We start from the raw sequence: 18574 nt of genomic DNA, 5'->3' as shown, positions 1-18574 counted from the left end.
ACCTACCTCCCTCTTTTATTCAACTTCCGGCAATGAATCTTCCTTCATAATGATGGCACGGTATCGGAACAAAGGCTTCCACCGATATCTTAATTGGTAGCTTCCTTGCTGCTTCAGCGAACATCTTAAACGCTCCCAATCCCGGGATTGAAAGCCTTTCGCAACGGAAAGCGGTCCGTCATGGCGGATATACCGGTTTTTCGAAATTAGGCGTGCTGCCAGCCAAACGGCTGACCAGGCGACCCAATGGCGATGAATGTCGCTGACGACGATGCCGAGCTTGGAAGAATTCAGCATATGTTCCACCACTTCCGTCAGCCGGTCATCCGGAAAATGATGCAAAAATTGCGAGCAAATCAGCATATCGGCTGCGGCATGCCCGATGTCGAACACATTTTGCCGAACGACGCGTACGCGCGGCTCATCTTGGAAAATTCGGTCAGCTTCGCGGCATGCCTCTTCCGTCATGTCCACCAACGTGATTCGGATGCGGATTCCCGTTCGATCCGCCCAGCGGAGAATGCGGCGGTTCATTTCCCCCGATCCTGCACCGATATCCATGAGGTGAAGCTGGTCCGGACGGCCCGAGCATCTCCATAATTCCTTAACGCCGTTTAACATCGGCCCGGAGGCTGCGAAGATCCGGTTTAATCTGCGCAGATGGCGAAGCGCTTCCGTAAGCTCTTCCCCGCCTGCAGCAAAATCGTCCATATATTCTTCTTTTGCCGAACGGCTGGACAGCGCCCTAAACATACATGCTTTCGCTCCTTGATTCCTCTGGCGATTCCTTCTTGGCTGCATACGTAAATGCCAGAAGTTCAGCCGTCAATCCCGGCCCGAATGCAAGCGAGATTCCTTCGGCTTGTGCTTTTCGCTGCTTGACCAGCTCGTTTTTCATTTCTTTGAATACGAATAATATCGTGGCGGAGGATAAATTCCCGACATGCTTGAGAACGTTGCGGCTGAATGAAACCTGTGCGTCGTTCAGGGCAAATATGTCCTGCACGGCGTCAACGATTCCTCTTCCCCCGGGATGCACGGCCCAAAGAAACGGCAGCTCCCGATCGTCAAGCAGAAATTGGATTTCTTCCCGCAAAAAACTTTTAAGCAGCTTAGGAATCGCCGGAGACAGGTATAAGTCAAATCCATGATCCCCAACCCGCCAGATCATCTCTTCCCGCGAATCCGGCACAAGCACGGAATGGCCTTGTCCAAGGAGAAATACGTTCTCCTGACGGCTTGAGGCGGCTTGGATAACGCAGGCCGATGCGCCATCGCCGAAAAAAGAAGCCCCGAACAGCGCATCGCGAGAGGTCGGCGGCTGAAAATGAATGGTGCAAAGTTCGACGCAGACGACGAGCACCGTGTGCTCCTCCATACTTTCCGCGATATTCCTGGCCAACTGGATCGCCTTAAGTCCGGCATGGCATCCTTGAAATTGGAGCGGTATGCGGTTCACGCGCATGGACAACCCCAATTCCTGAAGCAATATGGAATCCAGTCCAGGCAGAAACTGCCCGGTACAGCTGACCGTTATAAGATGGGTTACGTTTTCCGGGTGAATCCGGGCATCGGCCATCGCTTCCCGCGCCGCATGAACGGCGAGAGGAACGGATTCCCGTTCATAGCTGCCCATCCGCTCCGCCGTCGTTGGAACCGGTACACCCGGCCCATCGGGAAGATAGCGGCACTCTCCGGCCGGCCGCAGAAAATCCGGTTCAACCGTATACCGCGATTCGACGCCGTTTTGCCTGAAGATTCTCCGGGCCCATCGCATAAGATCCGAATGATATTTACAGGAATCTTCAATCTTCTGAAAAACCTTGTCTTGTTCCAATTTGTACGGCGGGATGCTCGTACCGATTCCGGTTATGGCCGTTCTGCCGGCAAATATGGGGTCCTTCATCCTTCTCCCCCTCATTCAATGATAAGAATAACATCTATCGGCGTACTTTCGCGGAAGACAAACCGCGTTTAGCGGAGCTTAGTCTTGCGATCATCGGATGGATGAACTTCGCTCCAACCTTAAAATTTCTATGATTATCAAAAAGCAGGTCAAGGAACGGGGCATCAAATAAAAGAGTTCGTGAGACAAGTCTATTCCTGAAAAGGATAAAATATGAAAAATCACAGAAAAAAGGACACATTCGAAATGGTCCTTTTTGGTCATCAAACGTTCATAATATCTTTTTCATCCTTATGGGCATGAACACTCAAAATAAGGCCGATCGCAATCATATTGGTCAGCAACGAGCTGCCCCCATAACTGATGAACGGCAGTGAAATACCTGTCAAAGGCAAAATGCCTATATGCATACCGATGTTAACGGAAACCTGAAAGACCAGCATCCCGATAAAACCGGCTACAAGATAGGAACCCGCATAATCTCTGCTTTCCATGGCGATATGCACCATTCGGTACACGAGAAGCATATACAACAAAAGCAACGCCGCAGAGCCGATAAAGCCAAATTCCTCCCCGATGACGACATAAATCGAATCGGAATACACATAAGGGATAAAACCTCTTCGTACGTACGAGCCGTCGCTGCCGTCCAATCCGCCCGAACCGATGGCTTTCATCGCGTTTTTCACATGCCAAGATTTATCGGGATCGCTGGCGGGATCCAGAAAGGTCTGGATTCTCGCCAATTGATGCGGCTGCACGATTTTGGACAACAACTCGAAATTGGCATAATACAGCCACAATATCGTCCCAATGGCAAGAATGACTACTCCGATGAAAACAAGCATATACAACGAACGGATGTTGCCGATCCACAGCATGCTTAACAGAATGCCCAGGAAAACGAGGGAAGTGCCTAAATCCGGTTGCTTCATGATCAAAACAAACGGAATCAAAAAAACGCCGCATATCGGTAATACATCCTGGTATAAACGGAGCTTTTGACCATTTCGCTTCCCCAATAAATGAGCAATCAGCAATATCGAAGATATTTTTGCCAATTCGGAAGGCTGCAGCTGGAACCCTCCTATGCTCAGCCATCGGGCCGCCCCGTTTATATTTTCTCCGGCAATCTTAACCAGAAGCAGCATCACGATGCCGATTCCATATAAAACATAGGACATCTTGCCCAAAAGAACGCGATAATCCAGCAGAGCAAGGCATAACATCGGAATGCAAAACGCGATAAACAGATAAATATTATACAAGTGAAGACCTTTTAAATGCGTATCCGCAGTGGCTCTGTAAATAACAAACGTGCCCGCGGACGCAAGGCAGAGGACAACGAACAGCGTCGATTTGTCCAATTTGGCAATGTTGCGGATGTTGAACATAGGAAGACCTCATTTTGTCGATTTTAACGTGTTTCTTGACGTCTTCTCGCATTTGCCCTCGAAATGTTCAGCAGAATGCCGGTGCACGCCAGACATAATATGAGCGATGATCCTCCATAACTAATGAAAGGAAGCGGTACGCCGGTAACCGGCAAACTGCCGATGGCCGCCCCTGCGTTCAGCATGAACTGAAAGAAAATCATCATGACGATCCCCATCCCGAGCATGAATCCGAACGGATCGTCTTTGCATCTGACCGAAGCCGTAAACCCGCGCCATATGTATAGAAAAAAAGCAATCATGACCAGAGTAGTCCCAACAAAACCCAGTTCCTCGCCTATGATCGCAAAAATAAAATCCGTATGCGCTTCCGGCAAATAAAAAAGCTTTTGCACGCTATGGCCGATCCCTGTTCCCGTAACCCCGCCACGCTGGAATGCGTATAGAGATTGGATGACCTGGTACCCCGATCCTTGCGGATCGTCAAACGGGTTGAGAAAAGAACTGATCCGCGCGAGACGGTAGCTTTTGCTGAAGGCAAGGTACACAAATACGGGAATCAAAGCCATACCGAGCAGCAGCAGATGGCGCAGGTCTGTATTTCCCACGAGGAGGACCGAGACGGCGATGCCTGTCAATATCAGCACGGTACCGAAATCGGGTTGTTTCAGGACAAGCAGTATAATCAGGCCGACGACCGCCATGATCGGAAGCAGACCTCGCTTAAAATTTCGGATGCCCTCGCCTTTTCGGCTTATGATCGTCGACAAATAAACGATGACTGTTAATTTAACGAACTCGGAGGGCTGCAGCGTAAAGCCGGCCACGGAAAACCACCGTTTTGCGCCGTTGATGTTTCCTCCTTCGATTAGCACAAACAGCAGCAGAAGAAGCGAAATCAGCAGCAAAAGCGGCGCAACCTTTTTCAGTCGTGAATAAGGAACAATCATAAAAAAGGACATAGCAAATAAGCCGATAAGCGCGAAAATGCCTTGTTTGAAGACATAATGCCACGGACCTTGATGTTTTGATATCGAAACCGGATAACTTGCGCTAAAAATCATGACCAAGCCAAACCCAACCAGAAAGAAGGTCAAAAACAGCAGCAAAAAATCCGGTCGACCTCGTATTTTATCATTCAATATATGAAACACCTCCGCAGCTTAAAAACGGCGTATTAATCAAGCTCTAACGGGCCTTGATACACCTTTTTGGAGATGAGTTTCAGCTTGTCTTCCTCCCATCCGTAAATGTCAAGACCGTTTCCAGCGTCGCCAAGCGACCAGCCAAGCGCCAGCTCAGGACGGCCGTCATGGTTGACATCCTTAATTTCGGCAACATCCAAACCATAACCGAATCCATCCACTTCCGAGACAATGCGCCACTTTTTGTTATGCTGCATAAAAAGTGCCGCTTTTAAAAGTTTGCCCGTCCTGTTTTTCACCTGAAAAACGACGACCGCTTCATCAACCCCGTCGCCGTCAAGATCGCCGAACGAAATATCTTTGCCGCCTTTTTCCTGCATAGGGGACAATATTTGCGCTTGATCCGGCAGCAATTTGGCCAGGTCGCGGCTGATAGGGTCGGTTTGCAGGTTCGTTACAGCTAATGGGGGACTGATCAGATCAACCGGGGTTGCGGGCACGCCGCATCCTGCAAGAAATAAAAAAGGCGTCAATATAACACTTGCAATGATGAACCTTCTCGGCATTTGTTCACCTACTCCTCGCTGGCAAGCTTATTTTTATTCTATCGTCGGGTGACAAAAAAGTGGTTATCAAATCGTTAAATTTCGATCATTTTCGATCGGCAGACAAATTTCTACCTTGGTTCCTTGCCCCAGCCTGCTCAAGATGTGAAGTTTGCCGCGATGCAGCTTCACGATCTGCTCGGATATCGCAAGGCCGAGCCCGCTGCCGGGGGCATGAGGATCGACTTTGTAAAACTTTTGAACTACATTCTTCAAGTTTTCTTCCGAGATGCCCGAACCTGTATCTTCGACGGCCAATACAGCGTACCCGGAATGAGGATAAACTTGAAGGGTGATTCGACCCGGGTGCTCCGTGAACTTGAGCGCATTGTCCACAAGATTGATCAGCACTTGTTTTAGACGATTTTCATCTGCTTGGATCTCAGGCATATTCTCATCGGCGAGTACTTCCAGCGTGACCCCTTGCCTGGCTGCTCTAGGAGCCAGCTGCCTTTCGATGTGACGCAGCAGTTCCGGAAGGTTCACGGCTTCGAACCGTACGTTTATTCTTCCGCTATCCAGTTTGGAGAAATCCAGCAGCTCGTCTACCATTCGGGCAAGTCTGTCGCTTTCCGAATCGATAATACCCAGTCCGTCTTGAAATAACCGTTCATTTCCCGCCCCATTTGCTTTCAATGTAACAACCCAGCCTTTGATCGAAGTTAACGGCGTTCGCAGTTCATGCGAAACGGATGAAATAAATTCATTTTTCAGCTGCTCGCTTTGCGCGATTCTGCCGGCCATCATGTTTAACGTATCCGCGAGAGAACCCAATTCATCCCGATAGCGCTTATGCACCCGGATGCTGAAATCGCCCTCTGTCATCCGATCCGCCGCCTGCTTAAGATCTTTTATTGATCTTGTAATGGTCCATGACAACAGCAGCGAAAGCAAGGTAACGATCGCAAGCACGAGCAATCCGACCCCGACCAGCAAAACGGCGATTTGTCTTACCGTCTTTATCGTTTCGGTCAAAGAAGTGACAAACCTGACTACCCCTATCGTTTTGTCATGTGCTTTTAAAGGAAAAGAGACTGCCAAAATCGGCTCCCGGGTTATAGGATCATTTCCCTTCCAAGTGTCGGGCCGACCTGTAATCGCTGATTGCACATCGGCGTATTCCGCCATGCTCTTATCCACCCGATAGCCAGTGGAATCCCGCAGCAGCCGGCCGGATGAATCCAAGATTTGGACCTCCGCCTCGGACTGACTGGCAAACCCTTGCAGCAAGCGGCCGGATTGCTTTTCCAAATCTTCGCCAGCGAAATACTGCTGAAAAAAAGAAGCGGACAGTTCCGCTTGGTTCATCAGGATTCGCTCCACGTTATGAAAATAGTAATATTTGACGAATAGTATGAGAAAAATTTCAAGAATAAGAACCGTGAGACAAATGACTCCAAAATAACTTCCTACCAATCTTTTTCGGATGCCCATCTTTTCACTCGTCCTTCCTCCAGCGGTACCCGAGTCCCCATACTGTTTCGATCCAATGCGGGTTGGAGCTGTCATCCTCCAGCTTTTCCCGCAGCTTGCGTATATGAACGTCAACCGTTTTTGGATCTCCGATGAAATCTTCGCCCCATACGAGGTTCAACAATTCATCTCTTGAAAGCGCCGTATTGGGATGCTCAAGAAAAGCCCGTACCATATGAAATTCCTTCGGCGTCAATTCAACAGGTTCGTCATGTTTGAAGACGATATTCGAACGCATATCCATTCGGATGGGACCGGAATGAAGCACCTGGATCGGCGGCTTAAAAGAGACCTCTGTACGGCGCAATACCGCTTTGATTCGGGCCACAAGCTCAAGCGGATTAAACGGTTTGACGATATAATCGTCGGCACCGATTTCAAGCCCCTTGATTTTATTCATATCCTGCCCCGATGCCGTTAAGAAGATGATAATGACCTCGGGGTCTTCTTCCCTTATCCTTCGGCATATTTCGAATCCATCCATATCAGGCAGCATAATATCCAAAACAACGACATGGTGGCGATTCGCCTGAAAGCTTCTCATCGCTTCTTCTCCGTATGCAGCCTCGCTCACCTCAAATCCGTTGTTTGCCAAATTGATCGAAATGAAACGTCTGATGTGATCTTCATCTTCCACGATCAGCACTTGATTCCGTTTTTGAATATCCATCATCCCCACCTCCGCATCGGCCAAACCGCCAACAATGTGACAAAAATAAAAAACTCCACCGGGTAAGGAAGAGTTTAAACGTATAAACGTTTATAGAATGTTCCCTTGGTGCCAACCTCTTCTTTTCCATGCAAAAAGCCCTCCGCTGATGTACACAGCTAGAGGGCATGAATATTAATAACACCTTCGTCTCCCCCTAGTCGAGTTTTGGCACTATACAACGTAAAGGGACGTTTCGTCCCTTAGCCACGTTATGAAAAGCCTTAATCCGGCAATCCCTGTTCTACCCATAGGTATCTTTCGATATTTCTGGGCAGTGGCCTGTGTTTATATAGGAGCCTCACCTAACGAGGACCATTCAATTTCTAAGTCATCTTAATCCTTGTCTTGGCACTTGTCAAGTCGTTGTCCACATCCTGTCAGTCGATGCGAATGCGTTTCGTCCCGTCGTCCTGCGCTCTTTTTGGAATCTCGATCTGAAGCACGCCGTTTTCCAGCTTGGCTTTCACTTGCTCCGCATCCGCGCGCTCAAGGTAGAATCGACGGACGAATTCACCGTAATGACGCTCGCGTCGGATCACTTTTTGATCGTCGTCTTTCGTTTCTAAGATGTCGTTGCGTTTGGCGAAAATGGTCAAATCATGATCCTTCAGCTCGATCCGGATATCCTCCTTATTGAAACCGGGAAGCTCGGCGTCGATATAATAGGCGTCTTCGGTTTCACGGATGTCCGCGCGGAAGGATTTTGTTCCGAACTCGGCCATGCCGACGGAATCGAACAAATCGTTAAAGGATTTCATCATGTTGTTAAAAAATACGTCGCTTTTTCTATTGAAAGGAATCAAATCAAACATGTCTTGTTCCTCCTTTGATTAATGACTTTGCAAAATCAGCAGCAACCTGCAGGCTTGACTTTGCGAGCGGCCGCTTTGGCGGGCGCTGAATCTTACAGTTCTATTGTATGCTTCCTTCGGCAATCGGGCAAAACCGGTTTCGGGAGAAATCAGGCGATTAGAATCGAACAGAGCCGGTTTTCACGATTTTGACCTTAACTGTCTTTGACTTTCTTTGACTTTTATGCCCGCATGAACAAAACGCCTGCCTTCGAGTCGAAGGACAGGCGTTTTCGTTGTATGGCGTGGCAATGCATACCCAGTATTAAAGGGCCTCGTCGTTTACTTGATTCAGCCAGTTTTCAATGTCGCCGATCACCGATGCTACGCAGCCGTCTTCGAACGGCGATTTCAATCCGGCATATTGGGCCAAGCCTACAAACGACATGCTGCCGCCGACTTTGCAGAGCTTCAAATAATCGGCCCATGCGGATTTATAGTCTTCGTTCATGCGTTTCCAGAATTGGAAAGCGCACAGCTGCGCAAGCGTGTAATCGATGTAGTAGAACGGCGATTGGAAAATATGGCCCTGTTTATGCCAGAAGCCGCCGCGTTCCAGATAATCGTTGCCTCCGAAGTTGCGGTGAGGCAGATATTTTTTCTCGATATCGCGCCAAGCCTGCTTGCGTTCCGCCGGCGTTGCATCCGGATTTTCATATACGAAATGCTGGAATTCGTCGACGGACACGCCGTAAGGAACGAACAGAAGCGCGCTGCTCAAATGATCGAATTTGTATTTCTCCGTGTCTTCCTCGAAGAACAGATTCATCCATGGCCAGGTGAAAAATTCCATGCTCATCGAATGGATTTCGGCTGCTTCATACGTAGGCCAGTGATATTCAGGCACCTCGAAATGACGGCTCGAATATACCTGGAACGCATGGCCCGCTTCGTGCGTCAGAACGTCGATGTCGCCGGAAGTTCCGTTGAAGTTCGAGAAGATAAACGGCGCGCCGTATTTGCTGATATACGTGCAATACCCCCCGCCTTGTTTGCCTTTTTTGCTGACAAGGTCCATGAGGCCGTTTTCAACCATAAAATCGAAAAATTCCTTCGTTTCAGGCGACAGCTCCGAATACATTTTCACCCCGCGCTCCAGGATCCAATCCGGATCTCCTTTTGGCGCCGCATTACCGGTTTTGAAGCTGAAACCGTCGTCGTAAATGTATAGCTGGTCGACGCCGATCCGTTGGCGCTGGCGTTCCTTCAATTTGGTGGCCACCGGCACGATGTGCTCCAATACCTGCTTCCGGAAGTTCGCAACCATTTCGGCGTTGTAATCCGTGCGGTTCATCCGCACATAGGCCAGCTCCACGAAATTTTTGTAGCCAAGCTTATGGGCGATGCGCGTGCGCGTCTTGACCAGTTCATCGTAAATCCGGTCAAAATCCGCTTCATGTTCGGCCATAAATTGGTATCTGGCTTCGGAAGCCCGGCGGCGCAGGTCGCGGTCCGTGGACAGCTCGAACGGCGTCAGTTGGGTGAGCGTGCGCTCTTCGCCTTCGAACGGAATTTTGGCGGAAGCGATCAGCTGCGCATATTCGGTCGAAAGCTTGTTTTCCGCTTGCAGATCTTCAATGATTTCGGGGCTGAACGTCTTGAGGGCAAGCTCGGCCAGCTGGAACAGCTGGGTTCCCCATTTCGCCTCGAGTTCGGTTCTGAACTTGGAATGAACAAGCGCGCGGTAGAAATCGGTTATGTATTCCTGGTAGATCGGCACGATCTCGTCAATATAGTCCTGTTCGGCTTTATAAAACGCATCGTTGGTATCGATCGAATGGCGGACTGCGACGATTTGAGCCATCGACTCCATTTCCCCGCGGAGATGGTTGATCTCGGACAAAGCCTTCTCCTGATCTTCCAGCCGTTCAGCGGATTCAAACTTTTGCACGAGCTGCCCGAACTGCCCTTTGATGGACTCGATATCCGGACGCTCATACTTGTATTCGTTAAATTTCATGGATTGGACACTTCCTCTCGCCTTGGGATCATTGTCTATTATACATGGAGTTTAGAAGAAGATTCTACCACCGTTCAAAAAAATTTAATGTTCTTTGTTTCCGTACCGCTTAACCGGCCCACCACAAGATCAAAATCACCGCAATTTGTATGCTGAAAAACAATCCGAGAAGCAACAGGACGAGACCGGCCAGCAACTTCGCTGCTATAAAGGCAAATTTTTTCCATCTCCCTTGTATCATCCATCCCATCCTCCGTCATACGATTTAATAACATAACAAAAAACTAACGACTTACCTTCACTGAAGACAGACCGCGCTTGGCGGAAATTTTTCTTGAGTTATAAGGATGCCATCGCTTCGAAGCTTCTCTTTCTTATATCTTTGAAAAGCCTTATGCGTCGCCCGTCAAACGTCTTTTTTGCCGAATCCAGATCACCATTGTGTGTTGGACCGAGCCATGATATATTAGGTAACAAATAAATTATTTAGGCGCTGCCTAATATTATACCACAATAAGGAAAGGGTGCATGCAAAGATGCTAGTTTGGATGCTTCGGCAAGTCATGGCGCAAAAGGGAATTTGGTCGGGTGCCGAGCTGGCAAGATTGTTGAAGGAAAAAGCCGGATACGAGCTGTCCCCCCCTTCCATCAGCGCTTTGCTGCGGGGACAACCTAAACAAATGAAAGCCGAAACGCTGGATGCGCTGTGCACGGCGCTGGAATGCACGACCGGCGATTTATGGGTGCACACGCCATCGGGCGTTCAAGGCGCTTAATACAAGTCAGGAGGCTAATGAACAGTGGCGGAAAGAGAAATTGTTCCCTTCGGGGATCCTGTGCTCCGCAAAATCGCAAAACCCGTTACGGAGCTGACACCAAAAATGCTGCGCATCCTTGACGATCTCGTCGATACGCTGTACGCCGAAGACGGACGCGCGGGCTTGGCCGCGCCCCAAATCGGATTTTTGCGCAGAATGGTCGTGATGGATTGCGGGGAAGGACTTATTGAACTGATCAATCCCGAAATACTCGAAAAAAGCGGCGAGCAAATCGGGCCGGAAGCTTGCTTGTCGTATCCGGGCTATTCAGGAATCGTCAAACGGGCCGACTACGTCAAAGTCAGAACGCTGACCCGGGCGGGCGAATCGGTCGTATTGGAGGGGACCGGCTATTTGGCGCGCTGTATCCAGCATGAAATCGATCACCTCGACGGCGTATTATTTATCGACCGGATCGAAGGCGACCAGTTTTATCACGAGCCGTCCGAGCAGAAGGCCGACCTGTTGAAGGCATTGAAGCTAACGCAAAAATAGTCTTACACGACGGCGTTAATAAATCAACAATGCTGGCTTGGATGGATTCTATTCTTGCCGACCTTTGAACATTATTTTGAAGAAAATTAGCCGTGAAACCATATGGTTCACGGCTAATTTGTCCTGTGCCGAATTTTTTGAAACGTTGTTCCTTGCCTCGGAAAGAGCCTATACCACCCTTGTGTTCGTTAGAACAGAATAAAGGCTTCTTACCACATAGCTAGAACGGCTTCGGCCATATTTCGGCCTTGTTCCCGTCCCGCGATTGCCGTTACGTCTCGACGGGTGGGGTCATACGGATTAGGTCCGATCGCCGCAACGCTGCGTTCATCCGGTGTGATAAGATAAACTTCTGCGCTTGCACGCATGTCTGCCGCATCTTCCTCAGCTCCCGGAATAGAACCAAAACCTTTCGGCATCGGGGAAAGAATCACGATTCGTTCATATCCTTCTGCTAGCCGTGCGTTTGTCGTGGACACCATGCCTCCGTCGGTCCAGATGCGCCCACCGATGGAAACAAGCGGCCATATTCCCGGAACGGCTCCGCTGGCCGACACGGCATCAAGCAAAGAAACTCCCGATTGATGATCGAAAGCATGTAACTCCCCCGTATCGGCATCTATGGCAGTCACCCGAAGATGAGGCGGCCAAGTTTTGGTCATTAGGCGGCTCTCTACAACGTTGCGCCGTTGTTCGGGCGACACTGGGGAGGGATTGATTTTGGCGATAAGACCGAATTCCGCCCCTACTTTTTGCGGATCGCTACCTCCTGTGGCGAATGCTTGATACCACGCTTGCATCAATTCATTGGACGCGGTGACCGATATCTCGGCCGGATTCGACTCCAACTGTTCGGCAAACAGCTTGTTCATGTCGTACCTACTGGCCAAAGCTGCTCCAACAAATGCTCCGGCAGACGTCCCGATGATCGCGTCAGAACGGTAGAGGTCGACACCGGATTCGAGCAACCCCGCTAAAACGCCCACCTCCCATGCGATGCCGGTCACGCCGCCTCCACCCAAAACGACGGCTCGAGTCGGCGAATTCCTTTTCTGATCGTTCACTGACAGCCCCTCCTTTTGACAATTTTTCTTTCAGCCTCTAGAGTATAAACTATAAAGTATACTTGAAGGTCAAGCCTAATGTGTGGAGGATCGGATGAAAATTCATGTGCTGGCGCAAAAGACAGGGTTAACGCCGCCGACCATTCGTTATTATGAGAAGGAAGGACTGCTGGATAAACGCCATGTTGAGCGCATGGACAATAATTATCGGAACTATACCGAGGAAGCGGTCGAACACCTTCGGCTGATCAAAAAAGTTCAGGCTGTGGGATTCACGCTTGGAGACATTAAAGCCATTATGAAGGAAGAAGGAGGGGATAAACCTGAGCTCTCCCGGGTCGTTGAATTGCTGCGGGAGAAGATGAAGGATTTGGACTGCAGAAAAAAAGAATTGGAGCAAGCGCAGGAGCTCCTCGCCCGCATGATTGCCAACAAACTGGCGTTGCTGGAGAAGAAGGAAACAAAAACATAATCCAACTGCTGCTTCAAATCATATTTACTCTGTGTCAAAGAAACCGTCCTGCATGTTGGCAGCAGGACGGTTTCTTTGTCTCCAAACCTATAACATAGTCATTTTATCTGTGCGCCGTATAGACGTTGGCGCGGCTGATGCCGCGGATTTGCTCCAGTTCCTTCGGGGTCAGATCGGGCGAATCGCCCGCGGCCGCATTGTGCCGAAGCTGCTCAAGCGAGCTCGCACCGGGAATGGCTGCCGCTACCGCCGGATGACCCAACGAATAACGGATAGCGGTCTGCGACATGCTGCGGTCGGGACGAACGTAGGCCTCCAGTTTTTTGCGGATTTCCAAGAGCTCTTCCGGGGTATAGTCCAAGTAACCTTTGCCGGCTTTTCCTTCGCCCGTTTCAGCCAGAACGCCCGAAGCGACGGGCCCGCGCGCGATGACGCTGACGCCGTGCCCGGCGAGCAGCGGCAGCACCTCTTCTTCCGGCCTGCGGTCAAGAATGCTGTACTGGCTCATGACGGATACGATGTTCGAACGTTTGACGTATTCGCGGATGACGTTCGGACGGATCGAAGAGATGCCGTAATAACGGATGACCCCTTCCTGCTTCAATTCCTCGAACGCTTCAATCGTTTCGTCGATGGGATCGTCCAGCGTGCCGCCATGGAGTTGGTACAGGTCGATGTAATCGGTCCGAAGGCGGCGCAAGCTGTCTTTTACGGCTGTTTTGATATAAGCTTTGGACGGGTCCCAACTCCAGCCCTCTTTGCCCGGAATCCGGCGGTTGCCGACTTTGGTGGCCAGAATGACGTCGCTGCGGCGGCCTTTTAGGGCTTTGCCCACAATTTCCTCGTTCCGGCCCGCGTCGTACAAATCGGCCGTATCCAAAAAATTGACTCCCCGCTCAAGCGCCTCATGAATCAGTCGTTCAGCGGGTTGTTCTTCCGTTCCGAGCGACATGCAGCCAAGCCCGATTTCGCTAACAAACAGCTCCGAAGATCCAAGCCGGTTTTTTTTCATATCAAAACTCCTCCCCGTCATTAATGATTGAATTTATTCCTTACGCCAGCAGCATATGGATGACCGTCAACACAAGCCCGATCAAAAATCCGCAGATGGCCCCGTTTACCCGAATCCACTGCAGGTCGCTGCCGACCTTCTCTTCCAGCATTTGCACCAGCGACTGGTCATCCAGCTGATCAAGGTTTTCGCGCACCAGCAGACCGATCCGGTAGTAGTTCGCTTCGACCGCCTTCACGATCAGAGACAAAATGCCCTGTTCCCAGCGGTCCATCGTCTCTTCCTTGTCCCACAGCATGTTCGTGGCCCACCGGTACAATTTAACGATGGCGCGCCCTCCGTTCACCCGCTCCTGCTCCAGCAATGCCAGCACTCGATCCCGGATCTCCTCAAGCTTGCGCAGCATCCATTCCTCGGTACCGGGAGCCGCAAGCTTTTCCCCGATCAGGGTTTTGATGCGCTCGGCGACTTCCGGATTTTCCGCGAAATCGGTGACCTGCTGCCGCACTTCCGTCAAAATACGCTGCCGGACCGGACTATTTTCGTAGGCAAGTTCATATAACGTGGACTGGATCAGATTTTTCAGCATATTCCCGAGCTTTTCCTCGCTCATGAAACCCAACATCGCTTGCAGCGCGAATCCTTTCATTCCGCTCAGCTGGATTTCCTGCAGCTTGTTCATTGCGAGCTGGCCTAGCATATATTCATTTTCGGGACGGCTTATCCAACGGCCGGCAAAGTTCAGCACGAAATTGAACGCCTTTTCATCCAGCTGGCTGCGAAAAGCCTGCTTTGATGCCGCTTCGAGCATCGGCGATAAATCCTGTTTTCCCACCAAGTCGACAAGCAGCTTTTGCGCGGCCGGCGTGACGTTCTGAAGCGGAATTTGCCGCACGGCTTCGCTGACGGCATCGATCATTTTAACGCGGATTTCCTTTTTGCCGATCAGCTTCAAAATCCCGGACGACAACGCTTTGAACAGCTTCATCTGCCGCAATCGTCTCGTGATGCTTTCTTTGTTCAGCAGCTCCGTTTCCAGCGCCGAAATCAGAGAGTTGACGATTTTGTTGCGGTTTTTCAGCAGCAGAGACGTATGCGGGATCGGAATGCCGAGCGGATGCCGGAATAAAGCCGTCACGGCAAACCAGTCCGCAAATCCGCCGACCAGTCCTGCCTCAAAACCTCCCTGCAGCAGGCGAACCGCCACGTTCTGGGGCAAAAACAAGGTGATCAGAAACCCGGCTCCCATGACCGCCAGCGAGGTCCCTGCCAAATACCTGGATTTCAAGTCATATCCCTCCGCTCTATGTATCCGTTAACTAATAGTATTGTAACCATATTGGAGTTGCAAGCTTACAGCCGCTTCCTCCGCCAATAGAAAAACTCCCGCTCAGACGGGAGCCATCCATTTCAAAATCTCGGCTTGTACACCGTAAACTTCTCCTCCGCAGGCGTTCTCGGCTGCCCCTTCGGCGCTTCATGGAAAAATCCGAGGTGCAGAAATCCCGCGATTTTTTCGTCCGGTCCGACTCCGAGAGCTTCTTTGACGTTCGGATCGTAAATATGCGGATTCGTTTTCCAAACGGTACCGAGCCCGCGCTCCCAAGCAAGCAGTTGAAAATTTTGAATCATCGAGCCGACCGCCCCGTAATCCTCTTCCCGTTCCTTCGGATTGCCGCTGTCCGCCATGACGACGATCAAATAAGCGGCAGGTTCGTTAAAATATTTGACGCGGTATTCAAACATTTCATCGGGATAATGCTGCGCCATTTCGATGGCAAAAAACGGTTTCGCTTCGGTCGGCACAAATATAAACCTCCACGGCTCGCGAAGCTTGTGCGTCGGTGCATATACCGCATCATTCAGCAGTTCGAGCACCAGCTCCTGCGGGATTGGATCGTCTTTATAACCCGTTTTTACCGATCGTCTTTCCCTGATGATTTGGGCAAGCTGCGTTTTTTTCACCTGTTCCATCCGTAATTCCTCTACCTCTCCACTTCAAGTAAACGTCATTTAAAAGAATAGCTGCGTTTGTCCTGCCAGCTGCGGATCAGCATGCCGACGATCAGCAGGATCACGCCTGCGTTGATCGCCAGATCGGCGATGTTCATAATGCCCGAACCGGAACCCCATACGATAAAATCGGTTACTTTCCCGAATATGAGCCGGTCCAGTGCATTCCCGAGCGCCCCTCCGGCAATAAAGCCGGCCGCAAGCTCCAGAACCCATCCGCGGATGGCGCCTTTGACTCGATAGTAGATCAGCGCTGCTACCACCACGACCGCAAGGTACGCAAACCATTTGCCGTAACCTTGAAATGAACTGAAGGCGGCGCCGCTATTTTGATAATATTCAAAATGAAGGTACGGTGCAAGGACATTCCGCTGTTCTCCAACGAACATATGAACGCGAATCCACCATTTCGAGCCTTGATCGATCAGCAATACGATGAGTGCCAACATGTAAAAAGCCATCGAACCCCTCCTTAAGGTCTACCAGGCAAGTTGGAAGTTTCGGGACGTTACAAGCTCTCCTTCCTTGCCCGGGATGATAGCCGGTTAACGGCTTTTAATCAAAAGCTCTACCGCTTCCTTCACCAGATTGCCGGTTTCATTTCCTTTGGCTTGCTCCATCAGAATGCATTGCTCCAGATTGGTCGCGACGATGTACGCCATCGCTTTATCGGTTGCGCTCCGAACGGCGGACAGCTGGGCGATGACTTCCTTGCAGTCTTTTCCTTCTTCCATCATGCCGAGCACTCCGCGGATTTGGCCTTCAAGCCGCTTTAAGCGCCGGACAACGTTATCATCGTAATTCATGTCAAACCATCCTTTCTTGAGCGAGTTTACGAATGACGCGCCGCAGGTCCTTTATTGTTTCATCGAATCCAGCGCCGCATCCACAAGCGCGTCGAACAAGTCATCGTCTTCCTCAAGCAGCTCGTCTGCTTTGAGAAATTCCTCTTCAATCCCGGAATCCCCGGCAAAATTCAAGCTGTAATCCCACTCTTTACCGTTTTTGCTGAAAAGCGTAATTTCGTATTGCGATTGATGGCCCGCGAGCGTAAACGTCACGTGACCCAGGTAGTGTTTTTCATCGTCCTGCGCCATGTCTGCTTTCATGATTTGATATTCCATATAAGCTGGTCTCCTTTATAAACTAATCCATGTCTCTATAGTATACCATACACGGTATGCTTTCCATCCAGAGCGAACATGTTTTCAATATGTCATCCGATTTAGTACAATAATAAAACCATCGCTCGAGTCGGCGGACTCGGGAGGGTGGCAAACGAAGTTTCATTTCCAACGAAATCGCGGGGCACGATGAAACATATTGGAGGGTATAAGACCATGGCAAACTTTCAGGAAAATTTGAACAAATATGCCGATCTGGCCGTCAGAGTCGGCGTCAACGTCCAAAAAGGACAAATCCTTGTGGTGAACGCTCCGGTGGAATCGGCGGAATTCGTGCGCATGATTACCGAAAAAGCGTATCAGGCGGGAGCCAGCGAAGTCCGCGTCAACTGGAACGATGAAAAAATTACGCGCCTGAAATACGAGCATGCCGCCGATGAAGTATTTTCGGAAGCGCCGAAATGGTATGCCGGGGAAATGACCGAACTTGTGGAAAAAGGAGCGGCCGTCCTGCACGTGCTCGCGGAAAATCCCGATCTGTTAAAGGGAATTAAACAGGAGCGGATTGCCGCCAGTCAAAAAGCGAGAGGCCAAGCGATGACCAAATACCGCGCGTACCAGCAAGCGGATAAATTCAGCTGGTGCCTGATCGCGGTTCCGTCGCCGGCATGGGCCGACAAAGTGTTCCCGGACGCGCCGCAGGAAGAACGCGTGCAAAAGCTGTGGGACGCTATTTTCCATACGGTGCGGGTCGACCAGGACAATCCGGTCGAGGCATGGACCGAGCATCTGCATACGTTGGATCAAAAATCCAAAATCCTCAACGAAAAGAAATACAAAAAACTGCATTACATAGCGCCAGGCACCGACCTGACGATCGAACTTCCCGAAGGGCATATTTGGGCCGCCGGCGAAAGCTTTAACGAAAAAGGCCACAGCTTTGTGGCCAACATGCCGACCGAGGAAGTATTTACCGCTCCGCTGAAAACCGGCGTCAATGGCCACGTCAGCAGCACGAAACCGCTCAGCTACGGCGGCAATATCATCGACCGCTTCACCATCACGTTTGAAAACGGAAAAATCGTAAAGGTCGAAGCCGAAGAAGGCCAGCAGGTGCTTGAACATCTCGTGGAAATGGACGAAGGCGCCCGTTACCTTGGCGAAGTTGCGCTCGTGCCACACCAATCGCCGATTTCGGAGTCCAACATTTTGTACTTCAATACGCTGTTCGACGAAAATGCCTCCAACCATCTGGCGATCGGCAGCGCTTACGCCTTCTGTCTGGAGGGCGGTAAAGACATGACGCAGGAGCAGCTTGCCGAGCGCGGACTGAACACCAGCGTCACCCACGTCGATTTCATGATCGGCTCCGGCGAAATGGACATTTTCGGCGTCACGGCGGATGGAAAAGAAGAACCTGTATTTAAAAAGGGAAACTGGGCATTTTAAGTTTTGTCTCCAAAAGCCATCAATGCTTAACCGCATACGATGTCAACCTTGGAGCCAGCTGGAGTCTTTCCTGCAGAAGCG

21 protein-coding genes and 1 riboswitch are annotated in these 18574 nt (G+C 50.4%); of the genes, 4 read left to right on the top strand and 17 right to left on the bottom strand.

Translation table 11 applies throughout. From position 1 onward, the window contains the following. Positions 1–15: 15 nt before the first annotated feature. The 10 genes from RJP21_RS16955 to RJP21_RS16910 form a co-directional block, all read right to left on the bottom strand. Positions 16–753, bottom strand: coding sequence for a methyltransferase domain-containing protein (locus RJP21_RS16955; protein WP_310860327.1), 738 nt, complete (start codon positions 751–753; stop codon positions 16–18). Beyond that, positions 746–1906 carry a type III polyketide synthase gene (locus RJP21_RS16950; protein WP_310860326.1) on the bottom strand — a complete coding sequence of 387 codons (1161 nt, stop codon included), beginning with the start codon at positions 1904–1906 and terminating at the stop codon, positions 746–748. Before RJP21_RS16950 ends, RJP21_RS16955 begins: the two co-directional genes overlap by 8 nt. A gap of 263 nt (positions 1907–2169) precedes the next feature. Further along, positions 2170–3300, bottom strand: coding sequence for an FtsW/RodA/SpoVE family cell cycle protein (locus RJP21_RS16945; RefSeq protein WP_310860325.1), 1131 nt, complete (start codon positions 3298–3300; stop codon positions 2170–2172). A gap of 23 nt (positions 3301–3323) precedes the next feature. Further along, positions 3324–4442 carry a putative lipid II flippase FtsW gene (gene ftsW / locus RJP21_RS16940; RefSeq protein WP_310860324.1) on the bottom strand — a complete coding sequence of 373 codons (1119 nt, stop codon included), beginning with the start codon at positions 4440–4442 and terminating at the stop codon, positions 3324–3326. A gap of 35 nt (positions 4443–4477) precedes the next feature. Continuing rightward, positions 4478–5011 carry an FG-GAP repeat protein gene (locus RJP21_RS16935; RefSeq protein WP_310860323.1) on the bottom strand — a complete coding sequence of 178 codons (534 nt, stop codon included), beginning with the start codon at positions 5009–5011 and terminating at the stop codon, positions 4478–4480. A 66-nt stretch (positions 5012–5077) separates the two neighbouring features. Beyond that, positions 5078–6358, bottom strand: a complete 1281-nt coding sequence (locus RJP21_RS16930; RefSeq protein ID WP_310860322.1) for a HAMP domain-containing sensor histidine kinase — start codon at positions 6356–6358, stop codon at positions 5078–5080. A 130-nt stretch (positions 6359–6488) separates the two neighbouring features. Beyond that, complete coding sequence (locus tag RJP21_RS16925) at positions 6489–7193, bottom strand: response regulator transcription factor (protein ID WP_310860606.1); 705 nt, start codon at positions 7191–7193, stop codon at positions 6489–6491. A 186-nt stretch (positions 7194–7379) separates the two neighbouring features. Beyond that, positions 7380–7552: riboswitch (M-box (ykoK) riboswitch) on the bottom strand. A 60-nt stretch (positions 7553–7612) separates the two neighbouring features. Further along, positions 7613–8047, bottom strand: coding sequence for an Hsp20/alpha crystallin family protein (locus tag RJP21_RS16920; protein ID WP_310860321.1), 435 nt, complete (start codon positions 8045–8047; stop codon positions 7613–7615). 304 nt (positions 8048–8351) lie between these two features. Then, positions 8352–10046, bottom strand: coding sequence for a M3 family oligoendopeptidase (locus tag RJP21_RS16915; protein ID WP_310860320.1), 1695 nt, complete (start codon positions 10044–10046; stop codon positions 8352–8354). Positions 10047–10120: 74 nt separating this feature from the next. Continuing rightward, positions 10121–10291 carry a hypothetical protein gene (locus RJP21_RS16910; RefSeq protein ID WP_310860319.1) on the bottom strand — a complete coding sequence of 57 codons (171 nt, stop codon included), beginning with the start codon at positions 10289–10291 and terminating at the stop codon, positions 10121–10123. A 291-nt stretch (positions 10292–10582) separates the two neighbouring features. On the opposite strand from RJP21_RS16910, the gene RJP21_RS16905 reads away from it, so the two are divergent. Together RJP21_RS16905 and def are read left to right on the top strand one after the other, a co-directional pair. Continuing rightward, the gene (locus RJP21_RS16905; RefSeq protein ID WP_160042087.1) at positions 10583–10822 is read left to right on the top strand and encodes a helix-turn-helix domain-containing protein; all 240 of its coding nucleotides are present in this window, start codon (positions 10583–10585) and stop codon (positions 10820–10822) included. A 24-nt stretch (positions 10823–10846) separates the two neighbouring features. Further along, positions 10847–11359, top strand: a complete 513-nt coding sequence (gene def, locus RJP21_RS16900; protein ID WP_310860318.1) for a peptide deformylase — start codon at positions 10847–10849, stop codon at positions 11357–11359. Positions 11360–11568: 209 nt separating this feature from the next. Here the strand turns inward: def and RJP21_RS16895 are convergent, their stop codons facing one another. Then, the gene (locus tag RJP21_RS16895) at positions 11569–12423 is read right to left on the bottom strand and encodes a patatin-like phospholipase family protein (RefSeq protein WP_310860317.1); all 855 of its coding nucleotides are present in this window, start codon (positions 12421–12423) and stop codon (positions 11569–11571) included. Between the two features lie 94 nt (positions 12424–12517). Here RJP21_RS16895 and RJP21_RS16890 point away from each other — a divergent pair, with 94 nt between their 5' ends. Then, complete coding sequence (locus RJP21_RS16890; protein WP_310860316.1) at positions 12518–12895, top strand: MerR family transcriptional regulator; 378 nt, start codon at positions 12518–12520, stop codon at positions 12893–12895. A 103-nt stretch (positions 12896–12998) separates the two neighbouring features. Here RJP21_RS16890 and RJP21_RS16885 read toward each other — a convergent pair whose 3' ends face one another. The 6 genes from RJP21_RS16885 to RJP21_RS16860 form a co-directional block, all read right to left on the bottom strand. Continuing rightward, a complete protein-coding gene (locus RJP21_RS16885; protein WP_310860315.1) occupies positions 12999–13907 on the bottom strand; it encodes an aldo/keto reductase in 909 nt (302 codons plus the stop codon). A gap of 40 nt (positions 13908–13947) precedes the next feature. Further along, complete coding sequence (locus RJP21_RS16880) at positions 13948–15195, bottom strand: DUF445 domain-containing protein (protein ID WP_310860314.1); 1248 nt, start codon at positions 15193–15195, stop codon at positions 13948–13950. Positions 15196–15317: 122 nt separating this feature from the next. After that, positions 15318–15881 carry a nitroreductase family protein gene (locus RJP21_RS16875; RefSeq protein ID WP_310860313.1) on the bottom strand — a complete coding sequence of 188 codons (564 nt, stop codon included), beginning with the start codon at positions 15879–15881 and terminating at the stop codon, positions 15318–15320. Positions 15882–15916: 35 nt separating this feature from the next. Then, complete coding sequence (lspA, locus tag RJP21_RS16870) at positions 15917–16381, bottom strand: signal peptidase II (RefSeq protein WP_310860312.1); 465 nt, start codon at positions 16379–16381, stop codon at positions 15917–15919. An 84-nt stretch (positions 16382–16465) separates the two neighbouring features. Further along, a complete protein-coding gene (locus RJP21_RS16865) occupies positions 16466–16726 on the bottom strand; it encodes a metal-sensitive transcriptional regulator (protein ID WP_160042103.1) in 261 nt (86 codons plus the stop codon). Positions 16727–16777: 51 nt separating this feature from the next. Then, positions 16778–17044, bottom strand: a complete 267-nt coding sequence (locus RJP21_RS16860) for a hypothetical protein (RefSeq protein ID WP_310860311.1) — start codon at positions 17042–17044, stop codon at positions 16778–16780. A gap of 216 nt (positions 17045–17260) precedes the next feature. Here RJP21_RS16860 and RJP21_RS16855 point away from each other — a divergent pair, with 216 nt between their 5' ends. Continuing rightward, positions 17261–18493, top strand: coding sequence for an aminopeptidase (locus RJP21_RS16855; RefSeq protein ID WP_310860310.1), 1233 nt, complete (start codon positions 17261–17263; stop codon positions 18491–18493). The last annotated feature ends 81 nt before the right edge of the window (positions 18494–18574 follow it).

The organism is Paenibacillus sp. VCA1 (genome assembly GCF_031583795.1).
Taxonomy (GTDB): Bacteria; Bacillota; Bacilli; order Paenibacillales; family Paenibacillaceae; genus Paenibacillus_AQ; species Paenibacillus_AQ albilobatus.
Note: the sequence above shows the minus strand (reverse complement) of the source record. Positions and strands in the feature narration are given on the sequence as shown.

Coding starts and splice junctions, on each gene's coding strand:
- RJP21_RS16890 (WP_310860316.1), top strand. CDS start 12,518: ATGAAAATTCATGTGCTGGCGCAAAAGACAGGGTTAACGCCGCCGACC.
- RJP21_RS16955 (WP_310860327.1), bottom strand. CDS start 753: ATGTTTAGGGCGCTGTCCAGCCGTTCGGCAAAAGAAGAATATATGGAC.
- RJP21_RS16885 (WP_310860315.1), bottom strand. CDS start 13,907: ATGAAAAAAAACCGGCTTGGATCTTCGGAGCTGTTTGTTAGCGAAATC.
- RJP21_RS16935 (WP_310860323.1), bottom strand. CDS start 5,011: ATGCCGAGAAGGTTCATCATTGCAAGTGTTATATTGACGCCTTTTTTA.
- RJP21_RS16865 (WP_160042103.1), bottom strand. CDS start 16,726: ATGAATTACGATGATAACGTTGTCCGGCGCTTAAAGCGGCTTGAAGGC.
- RJP21_RS16910 (WP_310860319.1), bottom strand. CDS start 10,291: ATGGATGATACAAGGGAGATGGAAAAAATTTGCCTTTATAGCAGCGAA.
- RJP21_RS16925 (WP_310860606.1), bottom strand. CDS start 7,193: ATGGATATTCAAAAACGGAATCAAGTGCTGATCGTGGAAGATGAAGAT.
- RJP21_RS16915 (WP_310860320.1), bottom strand. CDS start 10,046: ATGAAATTTAACGAATACAAGTATGAGCGTCCGGATATCGAGTCCATC.
- lspA (WP_310860312.1), bottom strand. CDS start 16,381: ATGGCTTTTTACATGTTGGCACTCATCGTATTGCTGATCGATCAAGGC.
- RJP21_RS16945 (WP_310860325.1), bottom strand. CDS start 3,300: ATGTTCAACATCCGCAACATTGCCAAATTGGACAAATCGACGCTGTTC.
- RJP21_RS16905 (WP_160042087.1), top strand. CDS start 10,583: ATGCTAGTTTGGATGCTTCGGCAAGTCATGGCGCAAAAGGGAATTTGG.
- RJP21_RS16950 (WP_310860326.1), bottom strand. CDS start 1,906: ATGAAGGACCCCATATTTGCCGGCAGAACGGCCATAACCGGAATCGGT.
- RJP21_RS16875 (WP_310860313.1), bottom strand. CDS start 15,881: ATGGAACAGGTGAAAAAAACGCAGCTTGCCCAAATCATCAGGGAAAGA.
- RJP21_RS16920 (WP_310860321.1), bottom strand. CDS start 8,047: ATGTTTGATTTGATTCCTTTCAATAGAAAAAGCGACGTATTTTTTAAC.
- RJP21_RS16860 (WP_310860311.1), bottom strand. CDS start 17,044: ATGGAATATCAAATCATGAAAGCAGACATGGCGCAGGACGATGAAAAA.
- RJP21_RS16930 (WP_310860322.1), bottom strand. CDS start 6,358: ATGAACCAAGCGGAACTGTCCGCTTCTTTTTTTCAGCAGTATTTCGCT.
- RJP21_RS16855 (WP_310860310.1), top strand. CDS start 17,261: ATGGCAAACTTTCAGGAAAATTTGAACAAATATGCCGATCTGGCCGTC.